Source organism: Chromohalobacter canadensis (assembly GCF_029544075.1).
GTDB classification, from domain to species: Bacteria; Pseudomonadota; Gammaproteobacteria; order Pseudomonadales; family Halomonadaceae; genus Chromohalobacter; species Chromohalobacter canadensis_A.
Genome location: NZ_JAJQJH010000003.1, coordinates 150,603 through 167,251, shown reverse-complemented (window position 1 = coordinate 167,251; position 16,649 = coordinate 150,603). Strand labels below are relative to the sequence as shown.

The following is a 16,649-nucleotide window of genomic DNA, read 5'->3' as shown; positions in this document are numbered from 1 at the left end:
GGCTGGTCGTAAAAAAGCCCGCACGGCGGCGGGCTGGTTCAGTAAGTGGGGCTGGTTATCGTGGGACTGGGCTCTCTGGCCTGGCCGAGTAGTTCGTCGATCTGGTCGATGCGGCCGCGTACCCGGTCGTCGTTGGCAGAGCCGGCGATCAACTGATCGACCAGCATCTGGCGCTCATCGACGGCCCATTGCTCTATCTGCCGCCATGTGTCACTGCGCGTGTCGATGCTAGCCATAGGTGTCGTAGCCCATTTCCATGTTCTCTTCTTTGGCCGCGCGGCTGTTTTGGTTGTCCGTCAGCTCGGCGGCGGCCTTCTCGCGTTCTGTCTGAATCTTGGCGGTGTCGATGCCGAGCTTGGCCTGAAGCTGGGCCATGGTCAGCTCCTGCTTGAGCGCCAGTTCGGCGAGCTTCACCTCGCGGTCCTGCTGGAGCTCGGCGGTCTTGAGCTGCTGCTCGAACTGCTGCTTCTGTTGGGCGTTCTGCGCTTCCCACTGGGCTTTTTGCTTCTCGAGCTCGAACTGCTGCTGCTTGAGCTGATGCTCGGCCATTTTGATTTGTAGTTCGGGGGGCGTCTGTTCGCCCTGCTCTTTCTTCTCCTGCTTGACGGTTTCCTCATCCTTGAGCACGTTATCCGCCGGCACCGACATCGAGCGTACGATCTCGCGGTACAGCCCCTGCCATTCAGTGGACCGAGCAAATTCGGGATTGGAGGCGGCGATCTGAGCGAGAGCGAGCAGCTTCTCTTGCTGGTCCTGCCGAGCGATCAGCACGCTTGAGCCTCGGGCCACGATGTTGAAATCGCCCTTGATCTCGTTGCGCTCGCTGTACGCCATGTGCCAGTCGTAGAAACGGCGGACCAGCGGCTCGGTGATGCCGTCGTCGAAGTTCTTCACCGCGCTGCGCAGCACGATGTTCGAGTTGTTCATCAGCATCTGCATGCCGGATGCGGTCTGCGATCCCGGGCCGCCACTCGCACCCTCGCCCTGCAGAAGTAGCGGCAGGTTGGTTTCGGTGTCGGCGAGTTGCTGAGCGCTTTGGAAGATGCTGTATAGGGCGGCCTGATTCGACGGTATGTTGTAGGCGTAGAAGGCCTGGTTGAGTGGCACCCGGCCGGTGCTGAGCCACACTTTGCGCGGCGACATCTTCCAGCTACCGTCCTCGGGCTTGACGGCAGTCTTATCGATGACGATCTGCGGCCCCGCCGAGAGGCCGGCGTTGTCCATGATCATGCGCCATGCACTGGATGCCACCTTCTGCGGGTTGCGCATCAGGAACGGCACGCCAAAGCCGAAGATGCTCGACGGATCTTCTTCCCAGTTATGTACGCTGTACGGCAGGTCGCCGCTGTCCAGCGGATTGATGGCGGCTTTGATGACATGCTCGCCGACGAACAGCACGCAGCCGCTGTACTCGGTAAGCGGGTCCTCGTCGATTTCAACGCCGGCGGCGATCAGCTCGTCCTTGTCCAGCGGGCCCCAGTATTCCCACAGCTCCCAGCGCTTACCGTTGGTGACGGTGTCCACGCCGGTGATGGCGCGCAGCTCGTCGCGACGGTCGTTGCTGATGTGATGGCCGTCGGGGTCGCTCTCCAGCGCCTTTCGCAGCTGAGAGTCGATCACGCCGGGAAGCTCGGCGAGTTCGCGCATCTGCTTCTTGTTGAGCAGCTTGCGCTCGAATACGAATTCGGCCTCGTCCATCGTCGCGGCCGACATATCGGGGAAAAAGTCCCAGGTCTCGACGCGCTCGAGCCCGGCGCGGTATTCCTCCTGGACCTCCATGACATGCATGCCGGAGTTAGGATCTTCCCGCCAGGCGCGCCGTTGGCGATTGACCACCACCGGTCCTTTCATCACACCAGTGCCGAGCAAGCAGCTATCGCCGATCACGTCGCGGGCCTTGCTGTTGTAGCGCGCCTCGGTGAAGTCATCGTCAATTGCTGACTGCATCGACCGGGCTTTCTGCTCGGCCTCTTCGCGGATCTCACGCGCCTGGTCCTGCTGTTCTTGCTCGCCGCTGTTCGACATCACCGAGAGCTGCGGCTCAGGGGTCGGCTTGATACCCCAGTTACGGTCGTCGTTGGGCAGCAGCATGTCCGAGAGGCGAGCGATGGCGGCGCGGGTCTTGTTGCGCGTGATGTTGACGTAGACGCTCGACGTGCCGGCCTCGCGCATGCGGGCCAGTTCATCCGGCGTGTATTCGCCGTGGTACTGACGTAGGTCGGTCAGCCAGCGGGTTTCCAACTGCTGACGGGCCGCCACCTGCTCGCCGGCTAGGCCGTGTAGCTTGCCGCCCAGGCTGGTCAGTAGCTCTTCGAGACGCTGCTGCTCGGCCTCTTCAGCCTCGACATCGTCTGTCATCTCGACAGTCGCTTCGTTCTGCATCTCAGTATCCTGTGGTCATGTCGCCAGGCATGGTGGGCATGTTGGAGCGATCAACGGGGCGCGTGATGGCGTGATGGAGTCCCATGTTCAGGTAGCGCGTGGCGTCCATCAGGTGGTCGTTCTCTTTGACGATGTGACCTTTCTCGTTGCGCCGGTAGAGTCGGTACTCGGCGAGCCAGTGCTGGAGCGTGCTGAATACCTTGAGCCGTCCCGTGCTGAGCCGGTCGAGCATGGCCAGCAGCCCCGCCTCGACGGCTTTGTTGGCGTCGTTCAGGTGCAGGCCTTCGTCCTGATACAGCGTCATGAGCTGCTTGCCGTCGGCCTGGCTTGAGCCGTGGGCGGCGGTATCGATAACGCCGGGTATCCATTCACCCCGCATGCGAATCGATTTGGCGTGCACGCTGGGCTCGGCCATGCCCCGGTAGTGCTCGCTGTTGAGATAGAGCGTGTCGGTGTCTCGATCCCATGCGCCCCAGATCGCGGCCGTTTTCTTCCAGCCGACGTCGAGGCCGTAAATCCGTGGCCACCACTCGGGTAGCTGGAACGGATCGATGACGATGTCTTCCTCGGGTACCGGGAAGATCGCCCCGGCGCCCAGGCTGGGCACGCCTTCGGAGCGCGCCTTGACTTGGTGCGGTGAGAGCGAGGTCATCAGGTCGGCCTTGTCTTGTTCGGAGAGGTGCGGGACGCTATTCCAGCCTGCCTGGACGGTGTATCGAGACATAGATTCACGCCTTTATCGATATTCTCCCGACCGGAAAGGATTTGCAGGTTGTCGGGTACATGCCTGCCGCCCTTCGCCAACGGGATGATGTGATCGACGTGCACCTGTAGTTCCAAGTCGTCGTCACAGACCACGCACGCCCTCAACTTTTGCTGAAGCAGCGTCGCCTGTTCGTAGATATGGCTGATCTGCTGTATTTGCTGATCATTCAGGTCTGTCGCGGAGGCCTTGATCTTCATCTTCCGCATGCGCTGGCATTTCGAGCGCATACGTCGAACACGCTGAGATGATCGGTACTGCTGGACATAGGCCTTCCGGCGGTCCTTGTTTTCTCGGTGCCACTTCTGGCAGTACAGCCTGTCTCGCTCCCTAACCTCGTCACGCTCTCGGCGCTTCCTCCTGGCTAGTTTCCGGCAGCGCTTGCACTGCGAGTCCAGGCGCAAACTCCGCTTGCCTTGCCTAGTGGTATACCTGTGCTGAGTAAAAGCATCTGAGGGAAGGTCTTGGGCACATCCTCCGCAGGCTTTTCTTTCAGGTATCCTCGGCTTGGCGACCTCTCTGAGCTGGCTCATTGCTTCACCGTGAATTCGGCGCCGGCGATGATCATGCGGTCACCGATCTTTGCCTTCGAATCGACGCGCCGTGCAATGCCCACAGACAGCATGCCGCGCTTGATGCCGCGCTCGCGAACGGTGTCAGCCAGGCGCTTGGCAATGCTCGTGGTGCGGCCATTCTGATAGGCGGTGGATAGGGTCTCGGTCATTCGGCCTCCGTAGCCATTACAGCAGCGGCGCGGACAATGTCGCGCCGCTTTACGGCATTAGGGGTCTCTTCTTCGATATCGGAACTGCAGCCATCATGCTGGCCTTCAGGCATGGCGCACACCATCACAAGGCCTAGCCTCACCGCTAGACGCAGCGCGTCGCCGTCGTCTTCGAGCGGATTCCATGACCGACATTCACCGCCAACACCGGCGGCATGGAGTGCAGAGGTTCCGCAATGAGGGCTATCGTGGTCGCGAATGTTCTCCGACCACTCGGTGAGATGGGAAAGGCCTGCAACCTTCGCCGCCCGCTCCAGCAATTCGCGATCGGTCATACCGGCTCCTGTTCGTGTTTGGACTCGAGGAACGACACCACCAGCGGCGTCAGGCCCTGAAGTGGCGTGAACGTCAGCATGATCAGCCCCTGAGTGGTCATGGTGCGGATCAACGATTCCTCGTAGACGTCATACGGGACTTCTTCGTCCATCCATGCGATGTCGAGCTCGGTGCCCTGGAATATCCGCCGCCCCTGGTCGTAGCTGCGCAGCTTGAGCCGCGACCACCCACCGCTGACGTGCTTCACTGCGATCTCGGCGAAAAGCCCAGTCACGCCCCGAGCGGGGATGACGGGCCCAATCAGGTGGCGAGGAATGAGGCCAGAGCCCCAGTCGTCAGTGCCCTTGGGGCCGCCGAGCAGCTTGTGCTGGATGATGTCGAGCGTGGTTTGCGCCGTATCCCCGGCGGCGAGCGCCTCAATCGGCCGATCCCAGCGCCGTCCTTCCCACCAGTCGGGATAACGCCCGGTCAGGTGGTAGGTGTACTCGGCACCACCGGCAATGGTCTTGCCCACGCGGTTGGCAGCGAGGAACAGCCGCTCGCGGTGGACGGCGCCGGCACGGAAGAACTCCATGTGGCGCGGGTAATCGTGGCGGCTGAGATCCCCCTCTTCGGGGAACAGTTCGTCGATCAGGTTGTACTTGCGGCGACGGGCTTTCTCTTCCAACGCATGCAGCAGCGCCAGCTTGGCGGAACGGTTATCGTCACTCACCGCCCACCTTCTTCTTTAGATCGGCGATCTTGGCATCGATTTCTTCGTCGGTCAGGCTGCGCTCAGGCGGCTCGTCATCGCCCTCTTCGTCCATGCCGTATGACTGGCGCTCGAGCTTGACGATCTTCTCCAGTGCCGTCGTGCCGTTCGACATGGCTTTGCCGATGTAGTCGAGCGGTACGTCGATTTCGGCCAGGTCGCCGTTTTTGAGCTGCACCGTCATGGTGCCGCGCTCCAACTGCTCTGTGAGCAGGTCGGCGTACTTGCCTTCCAGGTTTCGCCAGCGTTCCAGGTGCTTGCGGTGCCCCTGGGAAACGGCCGCATTGAGCGTTGCCGCTTCCTCGACGATCTCGTCGTCGCTCTTGTCTAGCGCCTCACGCGCGGACGTGTCGATATGGGACCGAGACACCTTCTCGCGCGTGCGCTGGCGCACAGCCTGGGACAGGTCTTTCTCCCAGCCATCCCGCGTTGCGCGCTTGCTGATCGAGGCCTTGTTGGGCCCATGCATGTCGGAGAGCTGCTGCAGCGAATACCGGCCGGTCCGGTAATCAGCTTTGATTGCCTCCCAGTCGAATCGTGCTGCCATCTCGTATCCGGACGCCTCGCGGCGTGCGGCCTCATGTAGGGTGCGGGCGCCTCACGGCGTGCCGCGTGAAAAGGCGGGCTCTATCTCACGACAGTGCCCTGCCCCTTTCGGGGGTTCGGTCAATCCGCCGGCTCATAGGCGGCCACGAACTCGCCAGGCGTTAGCGCGTCGTGCTCGCCTTCAGAGTCGGTGACAATCCAGTCGCCGGGGTGGATAATTTGGATGCCTTCCGATGTTTCGAGACCTCCAAGCCGTTCGGGCTCCAACCCGTTTTCAGCCGCATAGCTGCGAAGGGCGCCACTATTGGCATGGCGTCTAACGGCGCGATGGTCGCCATGGGAAAACCATTGGGAGGCCTCAACCAAGACAGGCTTTCTGCGGTATATGGCCATAATCATCTCCATTGCTGGTATTTCGATCTTGTCTTACTTGCCGGCCACACGGGTCTTGACCGCGTCCATGAACGTGGGGCTACTGACTCCTTTTGATACCAGTCGCTCCCTGCCCACGCGATTGATATCTATGCCCAGGACGGTGGCCATGATGCCGAGCACCATGACGGCCTGCTGTAGAAGCTCTACGGGGCTGGCGTCACTCGTGAACATGTTGTAAACGATGGACGCCATCACCCCTAACAGCGAAACGCCAAACACCCATCCAATGAAGCCGCGCCATCCCGACTTGAGCATGCTGTCGCTATCAAGCTCGGAGCGCATGGTTTTCTGCGTCTCTGCCAGGCGAGCGGTCTTCTCAGCGGCGTCGGCCGCTTGGGCATCGAAGCGCATCCGCTCCAGCCTGGCCTTGTGCTCGTTGTTGATCCGGACGAGCTCGGCACGCTTGTCGGGGTCCTGCGTAGCGCCGACAAGGGCTCCCGGCGAGTCATCAATACCGAGAAGCCCTGTCACGAAGTCCGTCGCTCCTTTGGTGATACCGCCTGCCGGCGGCCCACCGAGCGCCGTCGCCACTGACGGGGCATATTTCGCCACCTCGCCTACCGCGTCTTTCCAGTCCATCACCGGCCTCCCCGGACGCGATCAGCAATCGCCCCGATCATTGCGTCAATGGCGCGCGGGCCTGACCATCCGCACACGACCGCTACGGCATTGCCGACCCAGCCATCCAGCCCAAACCAGACGTTTATGCCGGTTGCCACCAACGTCATAACCAGGACTGCCGGGAATTCGAGCCAGAGTTTTGCGCTCAGGAACTTGTCACGCTTGCCGTCGCGCACTTCGGCAGCGATCTTAGCGATCATGCCCATCGCGACTACTCCCGCTGTGCCGAATAGCAGCAGCAGCTCTTGGATGAATCCGGGACCGTTTCGCCATGGCATCAGGCGCCTCCATGGGTCGAAGGGGTTTTGACGACTCGGTCGTACCAATCTCGGGCTTTGCCAGCGAATTGCCCGCCGGCATCTGCGTAGGCGTTTGCCAACGTCTTGAGGTCATGCTCGTGCTGGTTGTATCCGGCACCCGGAAGACTGGCCCAAATGTTGGCGCAGCGTTCGATGGCGTCGATGAATCGCCCTGCCTGAATCAGTGGCAGCGCCCGCTGCTCCTTGATCTGCTGGAGAGCGTAGCGGTCCTGGTTCACCGGCCCGAAGTCGGCCAGGCCTAGCTGGCGCTTATAGTGCGGCCAGTAGGTGTTAAGGATCTGGTAGCGGCCGGCTGCCGTGGACCACACCCCTGAGGCGTACTCGATAGACATGTCGTCAGTGGGCAGCGGATGATCGGAATAATCATCGAACAGCCGCATCGCTTTCGGACGTGAGCCGACCAAGACGTCATAGCCGTCATCGGATAGCGCCAGCATTGCTGCACCGATCTCGGACAGCGCGAGCATGTCCAGGAACGCGCAGACGTTCCGGCCGCCGGCAGCGTCGGGGGTAATGCGTGGCATAAAAAGGTCTCCGGCGCCTCACGGCGTGAGAGAAACAGGAAGGCCCCGCCGGGAACCGGCAGGGCCTTAGGATAGGGATGCGGTGGCCGGTGCTGATCTCCGGCATTCCATACACCATAGGTTCGTTTAAGCGCCTGTGGGCGCCGCCACCCTGATCAGGTCCAGCCCCTGATTCCTCTCTGCATCGCGGCAGAGTGTGCTTGCTGGTGGGACCCTTCTTGGGTCTGGGGCGCATCAGCCTGCGCATTCACCGCATTGGAGAGGGCTCGGTGGGTGCTCCTGGTTCGCCGCGCAACTGTGCGTTGCCTCGACTGGGTTTCCCTGACCAGCCGAGCCCTTTCCAATACAGATACATACGAAAACGCCCCGGCTCGTAAGCCAGGGCGCAGAAATCGATAGTGGGTGTAGAGTAGGCGAAAATGATGCAGGTGGCAAGGGAGAGTTACTCGTCACTACGACTGGCATTAGTCTCTAAAGCCACGGATACATAGAGATGGTGGCGGACAGGGAGTTGTAATTTTTGCTGAGCACTACCCGATGTGAACCATTTCTGAAAGCGGCTCACGCTCCAGTAAGTAAGCTCAGACAGATCTTTGTACGTTAACGGAAGGCCAAATTTGCTTTCCCATACTCGGGACAGCTCTTTGAAGAACTCTGGCTGAGGAAGGTGCTTCGCATCCTCCCATGGCATGCATCGCGGCTTAAGAGAGGATTTCACGTCGCGGAAAGCGGGAATGCTGAGCTCGGTTCGCTTTCGCTGCACGCTCGCTTCTGGAATGCCATAACGTCGAGAAATGGCAGAGTCGGGGAGCTTCCCCAGCGCAGCAATGGCGCCACTAGACCAATTATTCTTTTTCCCTCTAGAGCTAAATGCCGGGATGCCAAGCGTCCTCCGTCGGAACTTCACCTGGGCTTTTGTGGCCCCAATTTTATCCGCCACGATATGATCTGGCGCCGAGCCAAGCAGTGCCTCGCATTTCTCTGTCCACCCATAACGCTTGCCCATTTTAGCTCAGCCCAATCAAATTATTTGCATACAACTCAGCCACGGCAGATTGATGAGCTCGCCATGGGAGCGTGCCTTGGTCGGGGTGATCTGCCTGAAATTCGCTCAGGGCGTGGTAATACGGAACCTTGAGCCGATCCCCATGCTCGTCCTGAGGATTGCCGCCGTGCTCTTCGATGTCTTGCTCAAGGCGGTCGATGATGCTCTGCCGAAGCGTCAAGGCGCCATTCATCTTGTCCTCGACATCATCCGGCACCGAGCTGCGGCCTGATTCCCAATATTGCCAACTGCGCGGAGATACCTTGCCGATGATTTCAGCGGCCTCGCGCACGTCCAGCATCAGGAACTTGCGCAGCGCTTGGAGTTCTTTCCCGTTCATGCGACCTCCAGCTCGGCTTCGCGGCCTTTCATGTTGATGAGGTAAGCGGTGCCCTGCTCGTCTTCCATCTCGACTCCGCGATAACCGAGAACGGCGGCAGCTTCACCAGTGATGCGCTGGATTTCCCAAGAGGTGTCAGCGAGGTCTTCTGGTTCGATGTTGCAGTCGATGCTATGAACGTCTTCACGCTGAGAGATAAGCTCCTCGGCGGTGTCTTCGTCGCAGCCGGTCAGGTCCATGACGGCTTTCACCAGGTTATCCAGCTTCTCGGCATCGCCGTGATAGAAAAGGAGGCCAGCTTCAATGACTTCATCGTCGCCGATTTCGATGCTGTAGGTGACATGCTCGCCAGCGGTCATCACGTATTCGTCCGCAGAGAAGAACAGGAACTCGCCGAAGCGGCCAAAGCTGTTGATCTCGGTGATTGCGGCGGGACTGGTGTGAATTAGTTTCATCGTGGCGTCTCTCTTTAGAGGCGGGTCGAGCCGATCTCGAACCCTGTGATATGAATCCTAGTTCGCGATTACGAACAGGTCAAGAAAGAATTTACTCCGACCTTCGTCTAAGCCGCCACTGCTACCAGCGCCGCCACCGGCGCCAGGCACTCGCACTCCCAGCTATCGACGATGCGCAGTGCATGCTCCCAGACGTCACCCCACGTTGCCCGATCCCGGCGGGACCAGAATCGTGTATCAATCTCGACACCGTACTCGTCGGACATCCAGCGCTGCACGGCACGCGGCGTCTGTAGCCCCTGGCGCTGATATGGCCATGTCACCTGCCCGTGGTGATACAGCGCAGCGCCGCATAGATAACGCAGCGTGTTGTGCATGTCGGCAGTCGGTCGGCCGCTGCCCTGCCCTGGCAGTCGGACTCCGCTGGCCAGCACCTGGCGATACAATGCGATCTCCACCGTTTCCCGAATCTCGTCGAGCTCATCACGCATAAACGGGCCGAACAGGTACAGCGCCGTTGCGTGCAAATGCGGCGGCAATGACTCAACGGCGCCGATCACCGCCCCGGCCTCGAGCCCATTCACGATACGCCAGTCGTTGTTGTTGCGTTTCGTGTGCTGAATCTGGGCGCCGAGCCGCGCTATCTCCGACGCCCCCGCCATGACGCTGCCGTGCTGGGCCTGGTATGCATCGAAGATCATCTGCCGCGCTGATACGTATCTCATGCCGTTGCCTTCTGTTGCCCTGTTTCGTTTCACTGTTTCATTCAGCGTTGCATTCGTTGCCTATTGCCCTGCTATTCCGCCTCTTTGGAGCGCCGGTGAACTATCATCATGACCAGCCCGGCGGACAGCAGAATGGCCGGCAGAACGAAGTATCCGTGGAAGACCAGCCATATGAGTCCGCCATAGCTAACTCCCCGCGTGACCCAATTAAGCCAGCGTGGCGGATTTTTGTATGGACTCGGCTTGTCTTCACTAAACAGGGCGAAAATCGCTACAGCCAGGATGGTTATCGCGCAGCACCACAGGTAGAAAGCGGTCAGATTGTGCAGCCCGCCTTCGATAACCGGATGGGACCAGATGGCAGCGTGTAGGCTGTACGCAAACACATAGACCCAGACGGGTGTCGGTTTCTTCTCAGTCGCTTTCATGCCGCTTCATCCTCGACTCGAATGATCTCGATATAAGTACCTGTTTTCGCTTGTCGATCGATCTCCGCCGGTTCAAGGATTACCCGTCGAACATGGGCCTCGGTGTCGTCGGCGAGGACGCCAGCCTTGACCAGTGCATCCTCAAGGAGCTTGGCCGTCATACTGGCGTTGCTGGTATCCCGGCGGCGGACTCCCTTGCCCAGCCGAGGGCGAAACACTAGATCAACTCGCCCCGTAACCGGATGGACGCCAGCGGCGCGAACCGCCGCCAGAGTGGCCATACAAGCCTCGTCTTTAGCCTTTTTGCGCTTGCTCCAATGCGTACCGCTGTAGATCGCGTTCGTAGACGGCCCGAGGAATTCGACGAATAGCTGCATGTCAGTCGCCCTCTACCGAGTGGTGGTTGTCAGCGATTAGCTCGTCAGCCACCGCGCGCGCCGCTTGGTCGAAATCGTATCCGGCAATAGCCATGCCCTCTCCGTCGTTTTCCGCCTCGGCCTGATCGAGCGCCGCCTTTGCCTTCGCTAGTCGCGTGCCGGCCTGAGATGAGATGGTTTTCATTGGCCGCTCTCCTCCATGGCCTTGGCCGCCCATTCCAGATAGACGCACGCCTTGCGCAAATCCTCAGCGTGCTCGGCCTTTTTACCGCTACGCCACGCATACTTGATTGCCGTGCCTCGGCAATGAGCGATGAATCCTTCACGACCCAGTGCGGCCCGGATTGCATCAATGCACTCAATGCCGTCATCGCTCTGATAGTGGTCAGGCTGGTGAACTGAATCGCTCATGCCGCTTCTCGCTCATTAATAAATGCCAGCGCCTCGCGCAGCGCTTGATGGATTTCGCCGCCGAATTCCTGCATGCCCAGCGCAATCGTGTGGCGCAGCCAGCGGGGCTGGTGTTGTAGCCAGCCCGGCTCGCGATGCAGCTCCATATGGCACGCCCGGCACAATGGCATTGCCATGCTGTCCTCGGCTTTCAGCCCCATGCCGCCGACGCCGTACATGCCGACCATGTGGTGTGCGTCACACGGTGAAACGCCGCAGGCGCAACACGGCAGAGTGCGGACCCATGCCAGATAGTCCGGTGAGCGGAAGCGGCTCTCTGCGCCTCTCTGCGCGTTCTTTTTCGCTCTCTGCGCCAGCTTGCGCTTCATGGGCGACTTGGCGCGTAGCGGGGATTTGCGCTGGATCGCTGACCGTTTCATTCGTCGCCACCCCACTCGTCGCCGAATAGTTCCTCGCACGTCTGCTCGAAAATGCAGTCTTCGCAAAGCAGGTCGCCGTCATCGTTGAAGCCAATAGCTTGATCGCCACACTTTTCGCACTCACCCATTACGCGGCCTCCTTGATCTGCTCGTAGGCCTTCAGCGCCGGATCGCTCCAGCGCACGCCATGGTCATTGCCGAATGCATTAATGAGCTCGACCAGATCGGAGAACTCCTGTTTGGTCATTTTCGAGGTGCGGCCACCGACCATGATGAATCCACCATCGATACCCGGAACGACCTTTTGACGCTTGAGAGAGACTGTGAATACATCCTTCCATTCCTCGCTTGTAAGGTGCTGGCCGTACCATTCGACCTGCTCAGCAACGTCGCGAAGAATGGCCCACAGCAAACGATTTTGGTCGGTTGTGCGCCGGGCTTGCTTGTGCCGCAGTGCGATCTGAATTGGGGCGCGCTCTAATCCCTTGCTGATGGCATGCTTGGCGCGGGCGATGGCGAACTCGATTTCCTCGCTGTTGCTGACGTCGATGAGAAGTTCCTTGCTCATGGGCCCTCCACGACTTCGATCAGCAGCGGTATGTAGCGATCAGGAATGGGGCGATTACCACTTTTCCAACGACTGATGCTTGACGATGGAACACCGGTCTTTTGAGTGATGGCGGTATAGCTGCCAAGGACATCGCGCGCCCGCTCTAGCAACTCACGGCGCCACTCCGGGTCTGTCATGCGCGGCGTTTGTTTCAAGGCGTCAGTCGGGCGTTTGCGGCCCAGTTCATAAGCGGTTAGTTTCATGCCGCCCCCTCCGGCTGCACCAGCTCATAACGCACGCCGTCCGGGTCGTCGTGCTCGAGGATTTCGTAGCCCAGGTCGCGCAAGCGGTTGAGAGCCACAGCGAAATCGGCGCTATCCATTTGGTATTTGTGGTTCATCGCGATGTCGTGCGCGATCTCATGCACCGTTGGCTCGGCCTGGCGCATCAGGACGCCCAGCACCTCCATCGGCAGGTCGAATTCGCGGGCCGGGAATTGGGTTACGTTGGTCATGCGTCACCTCGAGCATTCGTCGTTGCGTCCATCATTGCCTTGCGGCATTCCTTCCAGCCGAGACGATAGGATTCTTTTTCTTTGGCGCTTGATCGCTTATTCCATGCGTGCTTGGCGTTCGCGATGCTTGGATGAACATCGGACTTCGCAATGCAGCTCAAGCATTTTGCCCGGAAGCCAACCTCTGTAGCTTCCGCAGCGACCAGAGCGTCACCGCAAAAAGGGCACGGTAGAAATCCATCTTTGTTCACGCCGCCTCCCCTGTTTTCTGATTGCGATATTCGGCGTCATAGCTCCATGAGGGCGTCACGATCTCCAGCGCCCCAGCCGGATTGCCGGCAACGCGGGCGACGCGGTAGCGGCCCAGGCCGGCGGAGAAAATGCCGTAGCGACGTCCAGCTATCTCCGCGCGATCCTCGGCCATGCGCAATGCGTGATCGGCGTCATCGGTGAACGATGAGCGGCGGCGGCAGTTTGTCGGGATGGGTTTCATCACGCAGCACCCCCTGAGTCGTCGCCGCTGCCCGACATCATTAGGTACTGGTGGGGCCTAGTACCCACGGCGCCCGGCGCCTCTCGACTGGCAATCGTCACACCGTGGCCACGCAGCTCGCGGAGCCGTGCCGAGATCGCGGCATGGCTATCCATACGCTCGAAGCGCTCGAGGATGGCGTCGCCGATTTCATGGAGTTGTAGCCAGCCTGGGGCGTCTCGCATCACCAGGTAGACGCGCCCCAGTTGGCTTTTCGGGTTGTCCAGGCGCCGGTTTCGGCGCGGTGTCAGCTCGGTAACGGTTCCCATTAAGCAGCCCTCCCAATCAACCAGTTGACGACGCGGTTCCATACGCCGGGATTCGCTCGGCGACGGAGAAAATCCACATCAACTCCATGCGGCTGGCCATCAATTTCAACCAGAACCTCGCCGGTGGAGAAGAAATAACGAAGCGGAACGATGCCTTGGCGCCTCAGCGCCTCGAGTTCCCGTGGCTTGAATACGCTGGTGGCTGGAATGCTCATGTCATATATCCGCCATGGCCGAGCGCTTCCCCGGCTTGGGTTGAGGTTTGGAGGCGTCTATCATCTGCCCGACAGTCTCGTGGTCCAGGTCATCGAACCTGGCATTCGCCAATTTCGCCTGGGCGTAAACCGTTCCGATATCGCCTTCGCGCTGTTTTCCGATGATGATTTCGGCCACGCCTTGGGTGAGCGTGTCTTCCGGGTGGTAAACCTCGTTGCGGTAGAGGAATAAAATCAGGTCGGCGTCCTGCTCTAGAGACCCTGACTCGCGGAGGTCGGACATCATCGGGCGTTTGTCAGAGCGGCTCTCCAGTCCACGGTTGAGCTGCGAGAGTGCCACGACAGGGCAACCTAGCTCCTTGGCCAGTAACTTCATGGAGCGACTCATCTCGGAAACTTCCTGTTCGCGGCTGCCATGCTTTCCATCAGGCCGCATCAGTTGCATGTAATCGACCATGACGACGCCAAGTTCGCCGTAGTGATCCCGCCAACGCTTAGCCGCGCCACGGAGCTGGCTCGGCGTCATGCCGGCACGGTCATCGACGATTAGGGGAGCGTCCTTGAGGGATTGCACAGACAGGGCCAGCTTCGGCCAGTGCTCATCATTCATGTGGGTGCGAGGGTCGCGTATCGCCTGCAGCGGCAGGTTTCCAATGGCAGCCGCCATGCGGTTGCGTAACGCCCTACGGTCCATCTCCATTGAGAAAATCACCGCTGGCTTCTGACCCTGAACGCAACAAGCGCGAAGAATGTTAAGTGCGAAAGCCGTTTTGCCCGACGCAGGACGGCCGCCGACGAGGATCAGCTGCCCCGGATGCATACCCATCGTGCGGCGGTCCAGATCTTTCAAGCCGAACGACAAACCCATCGCATCTTGCTCGCCACTCCACTTACGATCGATCTCATCGAGCATGTCACCTAACTCGCTGCTCATCGGGCCCGCCTGGTCGGCATCTGCACGAATAAGCCGCGACATGCGCCCCTGGGCGTCATCGACCACAGTCAACAGCGGACGATTCTTATCGCGCGCCATGCCATCGATGCACACCAGCTCATCCAGCAACCGGCGCCGTGCTGACAGGTCTGCAACGATTTCGGCGTAGGTCGCCGCGTTATTGGCGCTGGGCGTATTCCGAGCAATCTCCGCCAGATAGGCAAGACCGCCCACGTCGCCGCTGGTATGGTCAAGCTCCAGGCGTTCATCGACAGTAACGATATCCACGGCTTGGCCAGCGTTGCGCAGGCGCGTCATCGCCGACCAGATAACCCCGTGCTCCAGGGCGGCAAAATCGCGATGAGTGATCACGTCGGCGAGACGGTCGATCAAGACGTTTTCCATCAGGCAGGCGCCGATGACGCTCTGCTCGGCCTCATGGCTGTACAGGCTCATGCCTCACCCCCGTCGTGATAAGAGAGCTCCATGATTTTTACGAAGTTTTCTCGTTTTACGGCCCACGCCAGCTTGAACCAGTGGTTATCGCTCATCAGAAATTCTGATTTGCGCAGGAAACGGAAGAACTTACCCCACCAGGCGATGCCTTCCTCGCGGGTGGTGTACAACGGTTTACCAGTGCGCTCGTGCTTGATCGTGAATCCGGCTTTCCAGCGCGCAGCCAGGTGGCGGGCTCGCTCAGTTCCCTGCCAGAGGTTTTTGGAGTGCTGAGGCTTTTCAGGCATGATCTCGGCCCAAAGGTCGAGGATCTCCTCGTGTGGGCAATTGGGGAGCTTAGAGCTGGACTTCTCGTTGCTCGGCGAATCGCGTTCCGGTTCACCGGTACGCTCTCCCTCGTTAGAGGGAGGGGTTATGTCTTTCCTGTCTTTCGGTGTATCCCCATTTTGGGGTGACTCAGATACCCCATTTTGGGGTGACTTACCCCAATCTGGATCGGCTTTCCGTTTTGGGGTAACTCGCTTCTTCTGGGCGGTGAAATCCCACTGATCGACATCCTTGTTGATGCGCACCGGAGAGCGCCCACCGCCATTCCGGATCAGCACCCGCTTACGGATGAGCCCGTTCAACGTCTCGGAGCACTTACCCTCGGACATGCCGGTCATCTCGCTAATAACGGAAGCGGCGATCCAGTCTTCGGGCTTATTCCAGCCATAGGTCATGCGCTCGACGACACGGACCACGCGCGCTTCCCGGCTGGTTAGCGGCGAACGCGCGAAGGCTTCCACAAGAGCGTTCGCCGTCCGGGTAAATCCGTCCTCCACTTGGATGCTCCTGCCAGTCCTATCAGGCCCTGGCGATTGGGCGTCATCACGACGCTCACGGTACTGTTCAAGCTCTGCGACATTTGCCATAATTACCTCGATTGTTTGACGTGAAACCCGCCGGCTCCCCAGCCATCAGGCGGGTTTTTCGTATCCGGTAGACCTGCTAGGCCCTCTTATCGAAACAGCCGGACTTACGCCCGGCCGCCCTTCACTACTCTCAGTTCAGGCGACGTACGCCCCTTCGTGCGCAGCGCATAGAGCTGCCCTTGCACGTCATCCAGGCAACGCTCGAGCATCACGTCAGCGACGGGCATGCCGCGCGTCGCCGCTTCATTGCATGCGTTGTTCTGGGCGTCGTCAGACATCAGCGCGAATGCCTGGTTGAGTGTTTCGCGATCAATCATCGCGGACTCCTTGGCCCTGTTAGGCCGTGTCACGTTTGTCGATACTGGTGTCGGTCAGGCTTCGTTCGGCCATGCCAGCCAGCAATTGCGCCAGCTCTTGCCGATCGGCCTCATCGGTCGGCGCGCCGCTGGCCAGGCGCTCAATCAATTTCTGACGCCGCTGGCGAGCGACTTCCATGCCGAGTAATGCGTACTCGCGCACGGCGGGCGCTAACTTGCCGCCAAAATGCATTGCCGCCTCTTGCTCGATTTCCTCGATCTCGGCATCGGTAAAGCGCGGCTTCACCAAATTCCGGAGCTGCTCTTCCTCCGGCTTATGGCGGCGATCTGTGAGGTACGAAAGCAT

Annotated in this window: 33 protein-coding genes; all 33 read right to left on the bottom strand. The window is 60.0% G+C overall.

The window, feature by feature from the left end; all coding sequences use genetic code 11:
• Nucleotides 1-38: 38 nt before the first annotated feature.
• On the bottom strand, nucleotides 39-236 hold the full coding sequence (locus LUN51_RS06970; protein ID WP_277810685.1) for a hypothetical protein: 198 nt from the start codon (nucleotides 234-236) through the stop codon (nucleotides 39-41).
• Complete coding sequence (locus LUN51_RS06965; RefSeq protein WP_277810684.1) at nucleotides 229-2,382, bottom strand: portal protein; 2,154 nt, start codon at nucleotides 2,380-2,382, stop codon at nucleotides 229-231. Before LUN51_RS06965 ends, LUN51_RS06970 begins: the two co-directional genes overlap by 8 nt.
• A 1-nt stretch (nucleotide 2,383) precedes the next feature.
• A complete protein-coding gene (locus LUN51_RS06960) occupies nucleotides 2,384-3,106 on the bottom strand; it encodes a hypothetical protein (protein ID WP_277810683.1) in 723 nt (240 codons plus the stop codon).
• Complete coding sequence (locus tag LUN51_RS17440; RefSeq protein WP_431355566.1) at nucleotides 3,034-3,345, bottom strand: HNH endonuclease; 312 nt, start codon at nucleotides 3,343-3,345, stop codon at nucleotides 3,034-3,036. Before LUN51_RS17440 ends, LUN51_RS06960 begins: the two co-directional genes overlap by 73 nt.
• A gap of 329 nt (nucleotides 3,346-3,674) precedes the next feature.
• Entirely contained in the window at nucleotides 3,675-3,869 is a 195-nt protein-coding gene (locus tag LUN51_RS06955) for a hypothetical protein (protein ID WP_277810682.1), read from the bottom strand.
• Entirely contained in the window at nucleotides 3,866-4,204 is a 339-nt protein-coding gene (locus tag LUN51_RS06950; protein ID WP_277810681.1) for a hypothetical protein, read from the bottom strand. The genes LUN51_RS06955 and LUN51_RS06950 overlap by 4 nt, the downstream gene beginning before the upstream one ends.
• Nucleotides 4,201-4,917, bottom strand: coding sequence for a terminase large subunit domain-containing protein (locus tag LUN51_RS06945; protein ID WP_277810680.1), 717 nt, complete (start codon nucleotides 4,915-4,917; stop codon nucleotides 4,201-4,203). The genes LUN51_RS06950 and LUN51_RS06945 overlap by 4 nt, the downstream gene beginning before the upstream one ends.
• Complete coding sequence (locus LUN51_RS06940) at nucleotides 4,910-5,503, bottom strand: hypothetical protein (protein WP_277810679.1); 594 nt, start codon at nucleotides 5,501-5,503, stop codon at nucleotides 4,910-4,912. Before LUN51_RS06940 ends, LUN51_RS06945 begins: the two co-directional genes overlap by 8 nt.
• A gap of 119 nt (nucleotides 5,504-5,622) precedes the next feature.
• Nucleotides 5,623-5,895: a hypothetical protein gene (locus LUN51_RS06935; protein ID WP_277810678.1), complete on the bottom strand. Its 273-nt coding sequence runs from the start codon at nucleotides 5,893-5,895 to the stop codon at nucleotides 5,623-5,625.
• 33 nt (nucleotides 5,896-5,928) lie between these two features.
• Nucleotides 5,929-6,516, bottom strand: coding sequence for a 3TM-type holin (locus LUN51_RS06930; RefSeq protein WP_277810677.1), 588 nt, complete (start codon nucleotides 6,514-6,516; stop codon nucleotides 5,929-5,931).
• Complete coding sequence (locus LUN51_RS06925) at nucleotides 6,516-6,764, bottom strand: hypothetical protein (RefSeq protein WP_178998744.1); 249 nt, start codon at nucleotides 6,762-6,764, stop codon at nucleotides 6,516-6,518. The genes LUN51_RS06930 and LUN51_RS06925 overlap by 1 nt, the downstream gene beginning before the upstream one ends.
• A 71-nt stretch (nucleotides 6,765-6,835) precedes the next feature.
• Nucleotides 6,836-7,402, bottom strand: a complete 567-nt coding sequence (locus tag LUN51_RS06920) for a glycoside hydrolase family 24 protein (protein ID WP_277810676.1) — start codon at nucleotides 7,400-7,402, stop codon at nucleotides 6,836-6,838.
• A gap of 442 nt (nucleotides 7,403-7,844) precedes the next feature.
• Nucleotides 7,845-8,408 (bottom strand): hypothetical protein, encoded by a 564-nt coding sequence (locus LUN51_RS06915; RefSeq protein WP_277810675.1) that lies wholly within the window; start codon nucleotides 8,406-8,408, stop codon nucleotides 7,845-7,847.
• Between the two features lies 1 nt (nucleotide 8,409).
• Nucleotides 8,410-8,787, bottom strand: a complete 378-nt coding sequence (locus LUN51_RS06910; RefSeq protein ID WP_277810674.1) for a DUF1870 family protein — start codon at nucleotides 8,785-8,787, stop codon at nucleotides 8,410-8,412.
• The gene (locus LUN51_RS06905; protein ID WP_277810673.1) at nucleotides 8,784-9,242 is read right to left on the bottom strand and encodes a hypothetical protein; all 459 of its coding nucleotides are present in this window, start codon (nucleotides 9,240-9,242) and stop codon (nucleotides 8,784-8,786) included. The genes LUN51_RS06910 and LUN51_RS06905 overlap by 4 nt, the downstream gene beginning before the upstream one ends.
• A 107-nt stretch (nucleotides 9,243-9,349) precedes the next feature.
• On the bottom strand, nucleotides 9,350-9,967 hold the full coding sequence (locus LUN51_RS06900; protein WP_277810672.1) for a hypothetical protein: 618 nt from the start codon (nucleotides 9,965-9,967) through the stop codon (nucleotides 9,350-9,352).
• A 71-nt stretch (nucleotides 9,968-10,038) separates the two neighbouring features.
• Entirely contained in the window at nucleotides 10,039-10,395 is a 357-nt protein-coding gene (locus LUN51_RS06895; protein ID WP_277810671.1) for a hypothetical protein, read from the bottom strand.
• Nucleotides 10,392-10,772 (bottom strand): hypothetical protein, encoded by a 381-nt coding sequence (locus tag LUN51_RS06890; protein ID WP_277810670.1) that lies wholly within the window; start codon nucleotides 10,770-10,772, stop codon nucleotides 10,392-10,394. Before LUN51_RS06890 ends, LUN51_RS06895 begins: the two co-directional genes overlap by 4 nt.
• A gap of 1 nt (nucleotide 10,773) precedes the next feature.
• Entirely contained in the window at nucleotides 10,774-10,956 is a 183-nt protein-coding gene (locus LUN51_RS06885; RefSeq protein ID WP_277810669.1) for a hypothetical protein, read from the bottom strand.
• Nucleotides 10,953-11,183 carry a DUF3310 domain-containing protein gene (locus LUN51_RS06880; protein ID WP_277810668.1) on the bottom strand — a complete coding sequence of 77 codons (231 nt, stop codon included), beginning with the start codon at nucleotides 11,181-11,183 and terminating at the stop codon, nucleotides 10,953-10,955. The genes LUN51_RS06885 and LUN51_RS06880 overlap by 4 nt, the downstream gene beginning before the upstream one ends.
• A complete protein-coding gene (locus LUN51_RS06875) occupies nucleotides 11,180-11,551 on the bottom strand; it encodes a DUF968 domain-containing protein (RefSeq protein WP_277810667.1) in 372 nt (123 codons plus the stop codon). Before LUN51_RS06875 ends, LUN51_RS06880 begins: the two co-directional genes overlap by 4 nt.
• Nucleotides 11,552-11,598: 47 nt before the next feature.
• Complete coding sequence (locus tag LUN51_RS06870) at nucleotides 11,599-11,730, bottom strand: hypothetical protein (RefSeq protein ID WP_277810666.1); 132 nt, start codon at nucleotides 11,728-11,730, stop codon at nucleotides 11,599-11,601.
• Nucleotides 11,730-12,170: a recombination protein NinB gene (locus LUN51_RS06865; protein WP_277810665.1), complete on the bottom strand. Its 441-nt coding sequence runs from the start codon at nucleotides 12,168-12,170 to the stop codon at nucleotides 11,730-11,732. The genes LUN51_RS06870 and LUN51_RS06865 overlap by 1 nt, the downstream gene beginning before the upstream one ends.
• Complete coding sequence (locus LUN51_RS06860) at nucleotides 12,167-12,415, bottom strand: hypothetical protein (RefSeq protein ID WP_277810664.1); 249 nt, start codon at nucleotides 12,413-12,415, stop codon at nucleotides 12,167-12,169. Before LUN51_RS06860 ends, LUN51_RS06865 begins: the two co-directional genes overlap by 4 nt.
• Nucleotides 12,412-12,666 (bottom strand): hypothetical protein, encoded by a 255-nt coding sequence (locus tag LUN51_RS06855; protein WP_277810663.1) that lies wholly within the window; start codon nucleotides 12,664-12,666, stop codon nucleotides 12,412-12,414. Before LUN51_RS06855 ends, LUN51_RS06860 begins: the two co-directional genes overlap by 4 nt.
• The gene (locus LUN51_RS06850) at nucleotides 12,663-12,917 is read right to left on the bottom strand and encodes a Lar family restriction alleviation protein (RefSeq protein ID WP_277810662.1); all 255 of its coding nucleotides are present in this window, start codon (nucleotides 12,915-12,917) and stop codon (nucleotides 12,663-12,665) included. Before LUN51_RS06850 ends, LUN51_RS06855 begins: the two co-directional genes overlap by 4 nt.
• The gene (locus tag LUN51_RS06845) at nucleotides 12,914-13,162 is read right to left on the bottom strand and encodes a hypothetical protein (RefSeq protein ID WP_277810661.1); all 249 of its coding nucleotides are present in this window, start codon (nucleotides 13,160-13,162) and stop codon (nucleotides 12,914-12,916) included. The genes LUN51_RS06850 and LUN51_RS06845 overlap by 4 nt, the downstream gene beginning before the upstream one ends.
• Nucleotides 13,159-13,467: a hypothetical protein gene (locus LUN51_RS06840; protein WP_277810660.1), complete on the bottom strand. Its 309-nt coding sequence runs from the start codon at nucleotides 13,465-13,467 to the stop codon at nucleotides 13,159-13,161. Before LUN51_RS06840 ends, LUN51_RS06845 begins: the two co-directional genes overlap by 4 nt.
• Nucleotides 13,467-13,682 carry a hypothetical protein gene (locus LUN51_RS06835; RefSeq protein ID WP_277810659.1) on the bottom strand — a complete coding sequence of 72 codons (216 nt, stop codon included), beginning with the start codon at nucleotides 13,680-13,682 and terminating at the stop codon, nucleotides 13,467-13,469. Before LUN51_RS06835 ends, LUN51_RS06840 begins: the two co-directional genes overlap by 1 nt.
• 1 nt (nucleotide 13,683) lies before the next feature.
• On the bottom strand, nucleotides 13,684-15,072 hold the full coding sequence (gene dnaB / locus LUN51_RS06830) for a replicative DNA helicase (RefSeq protein WP_277810658.1): 1,389 nt from the start codon (nucleotides 15,070-15,072) through the stop codon (nucleotides 13,684-13,686).
• A complete protein-coding gene (locus LUN51_RS06825; protein WP_277810657.1) occupies nucleotides 15,069-15,896 on the bottom strand; it encodes a replication protein in 828 nt (275 codons plus the stop codon). The genes dnaB and LUN51_RS06825 overlap by 4 nt, the downstream gene beginning before the upstream one ends.
• A gap of 194 nt (nucleotides 15,897-16,090) precedes the next feature.
• Nucleotides 16,091-16,303, bottom strand: a complete 213-nt coding sequence (locus LUN51_RS06820; RefSeq protein WP_277810656.1) for a hypothetical protein — start codon at nucleotides 16,301-16,303, stop codon at nucleotides 16,091-16,093.
• Between the two features lie 19 nt (nucleotides 16,304-16,322).
• The gene (locus LUN51_RS06815; protein ID WP_277810655.1) at nucleotides 16,323-16,649 is read right to left on the bottom strand and encodes a hypothetical protein; all 327 of its coding nucleotides are present in this window, start codon (nucleotides 16,647-16,649) and stop codon (nucleotides 16,323-16,325) included.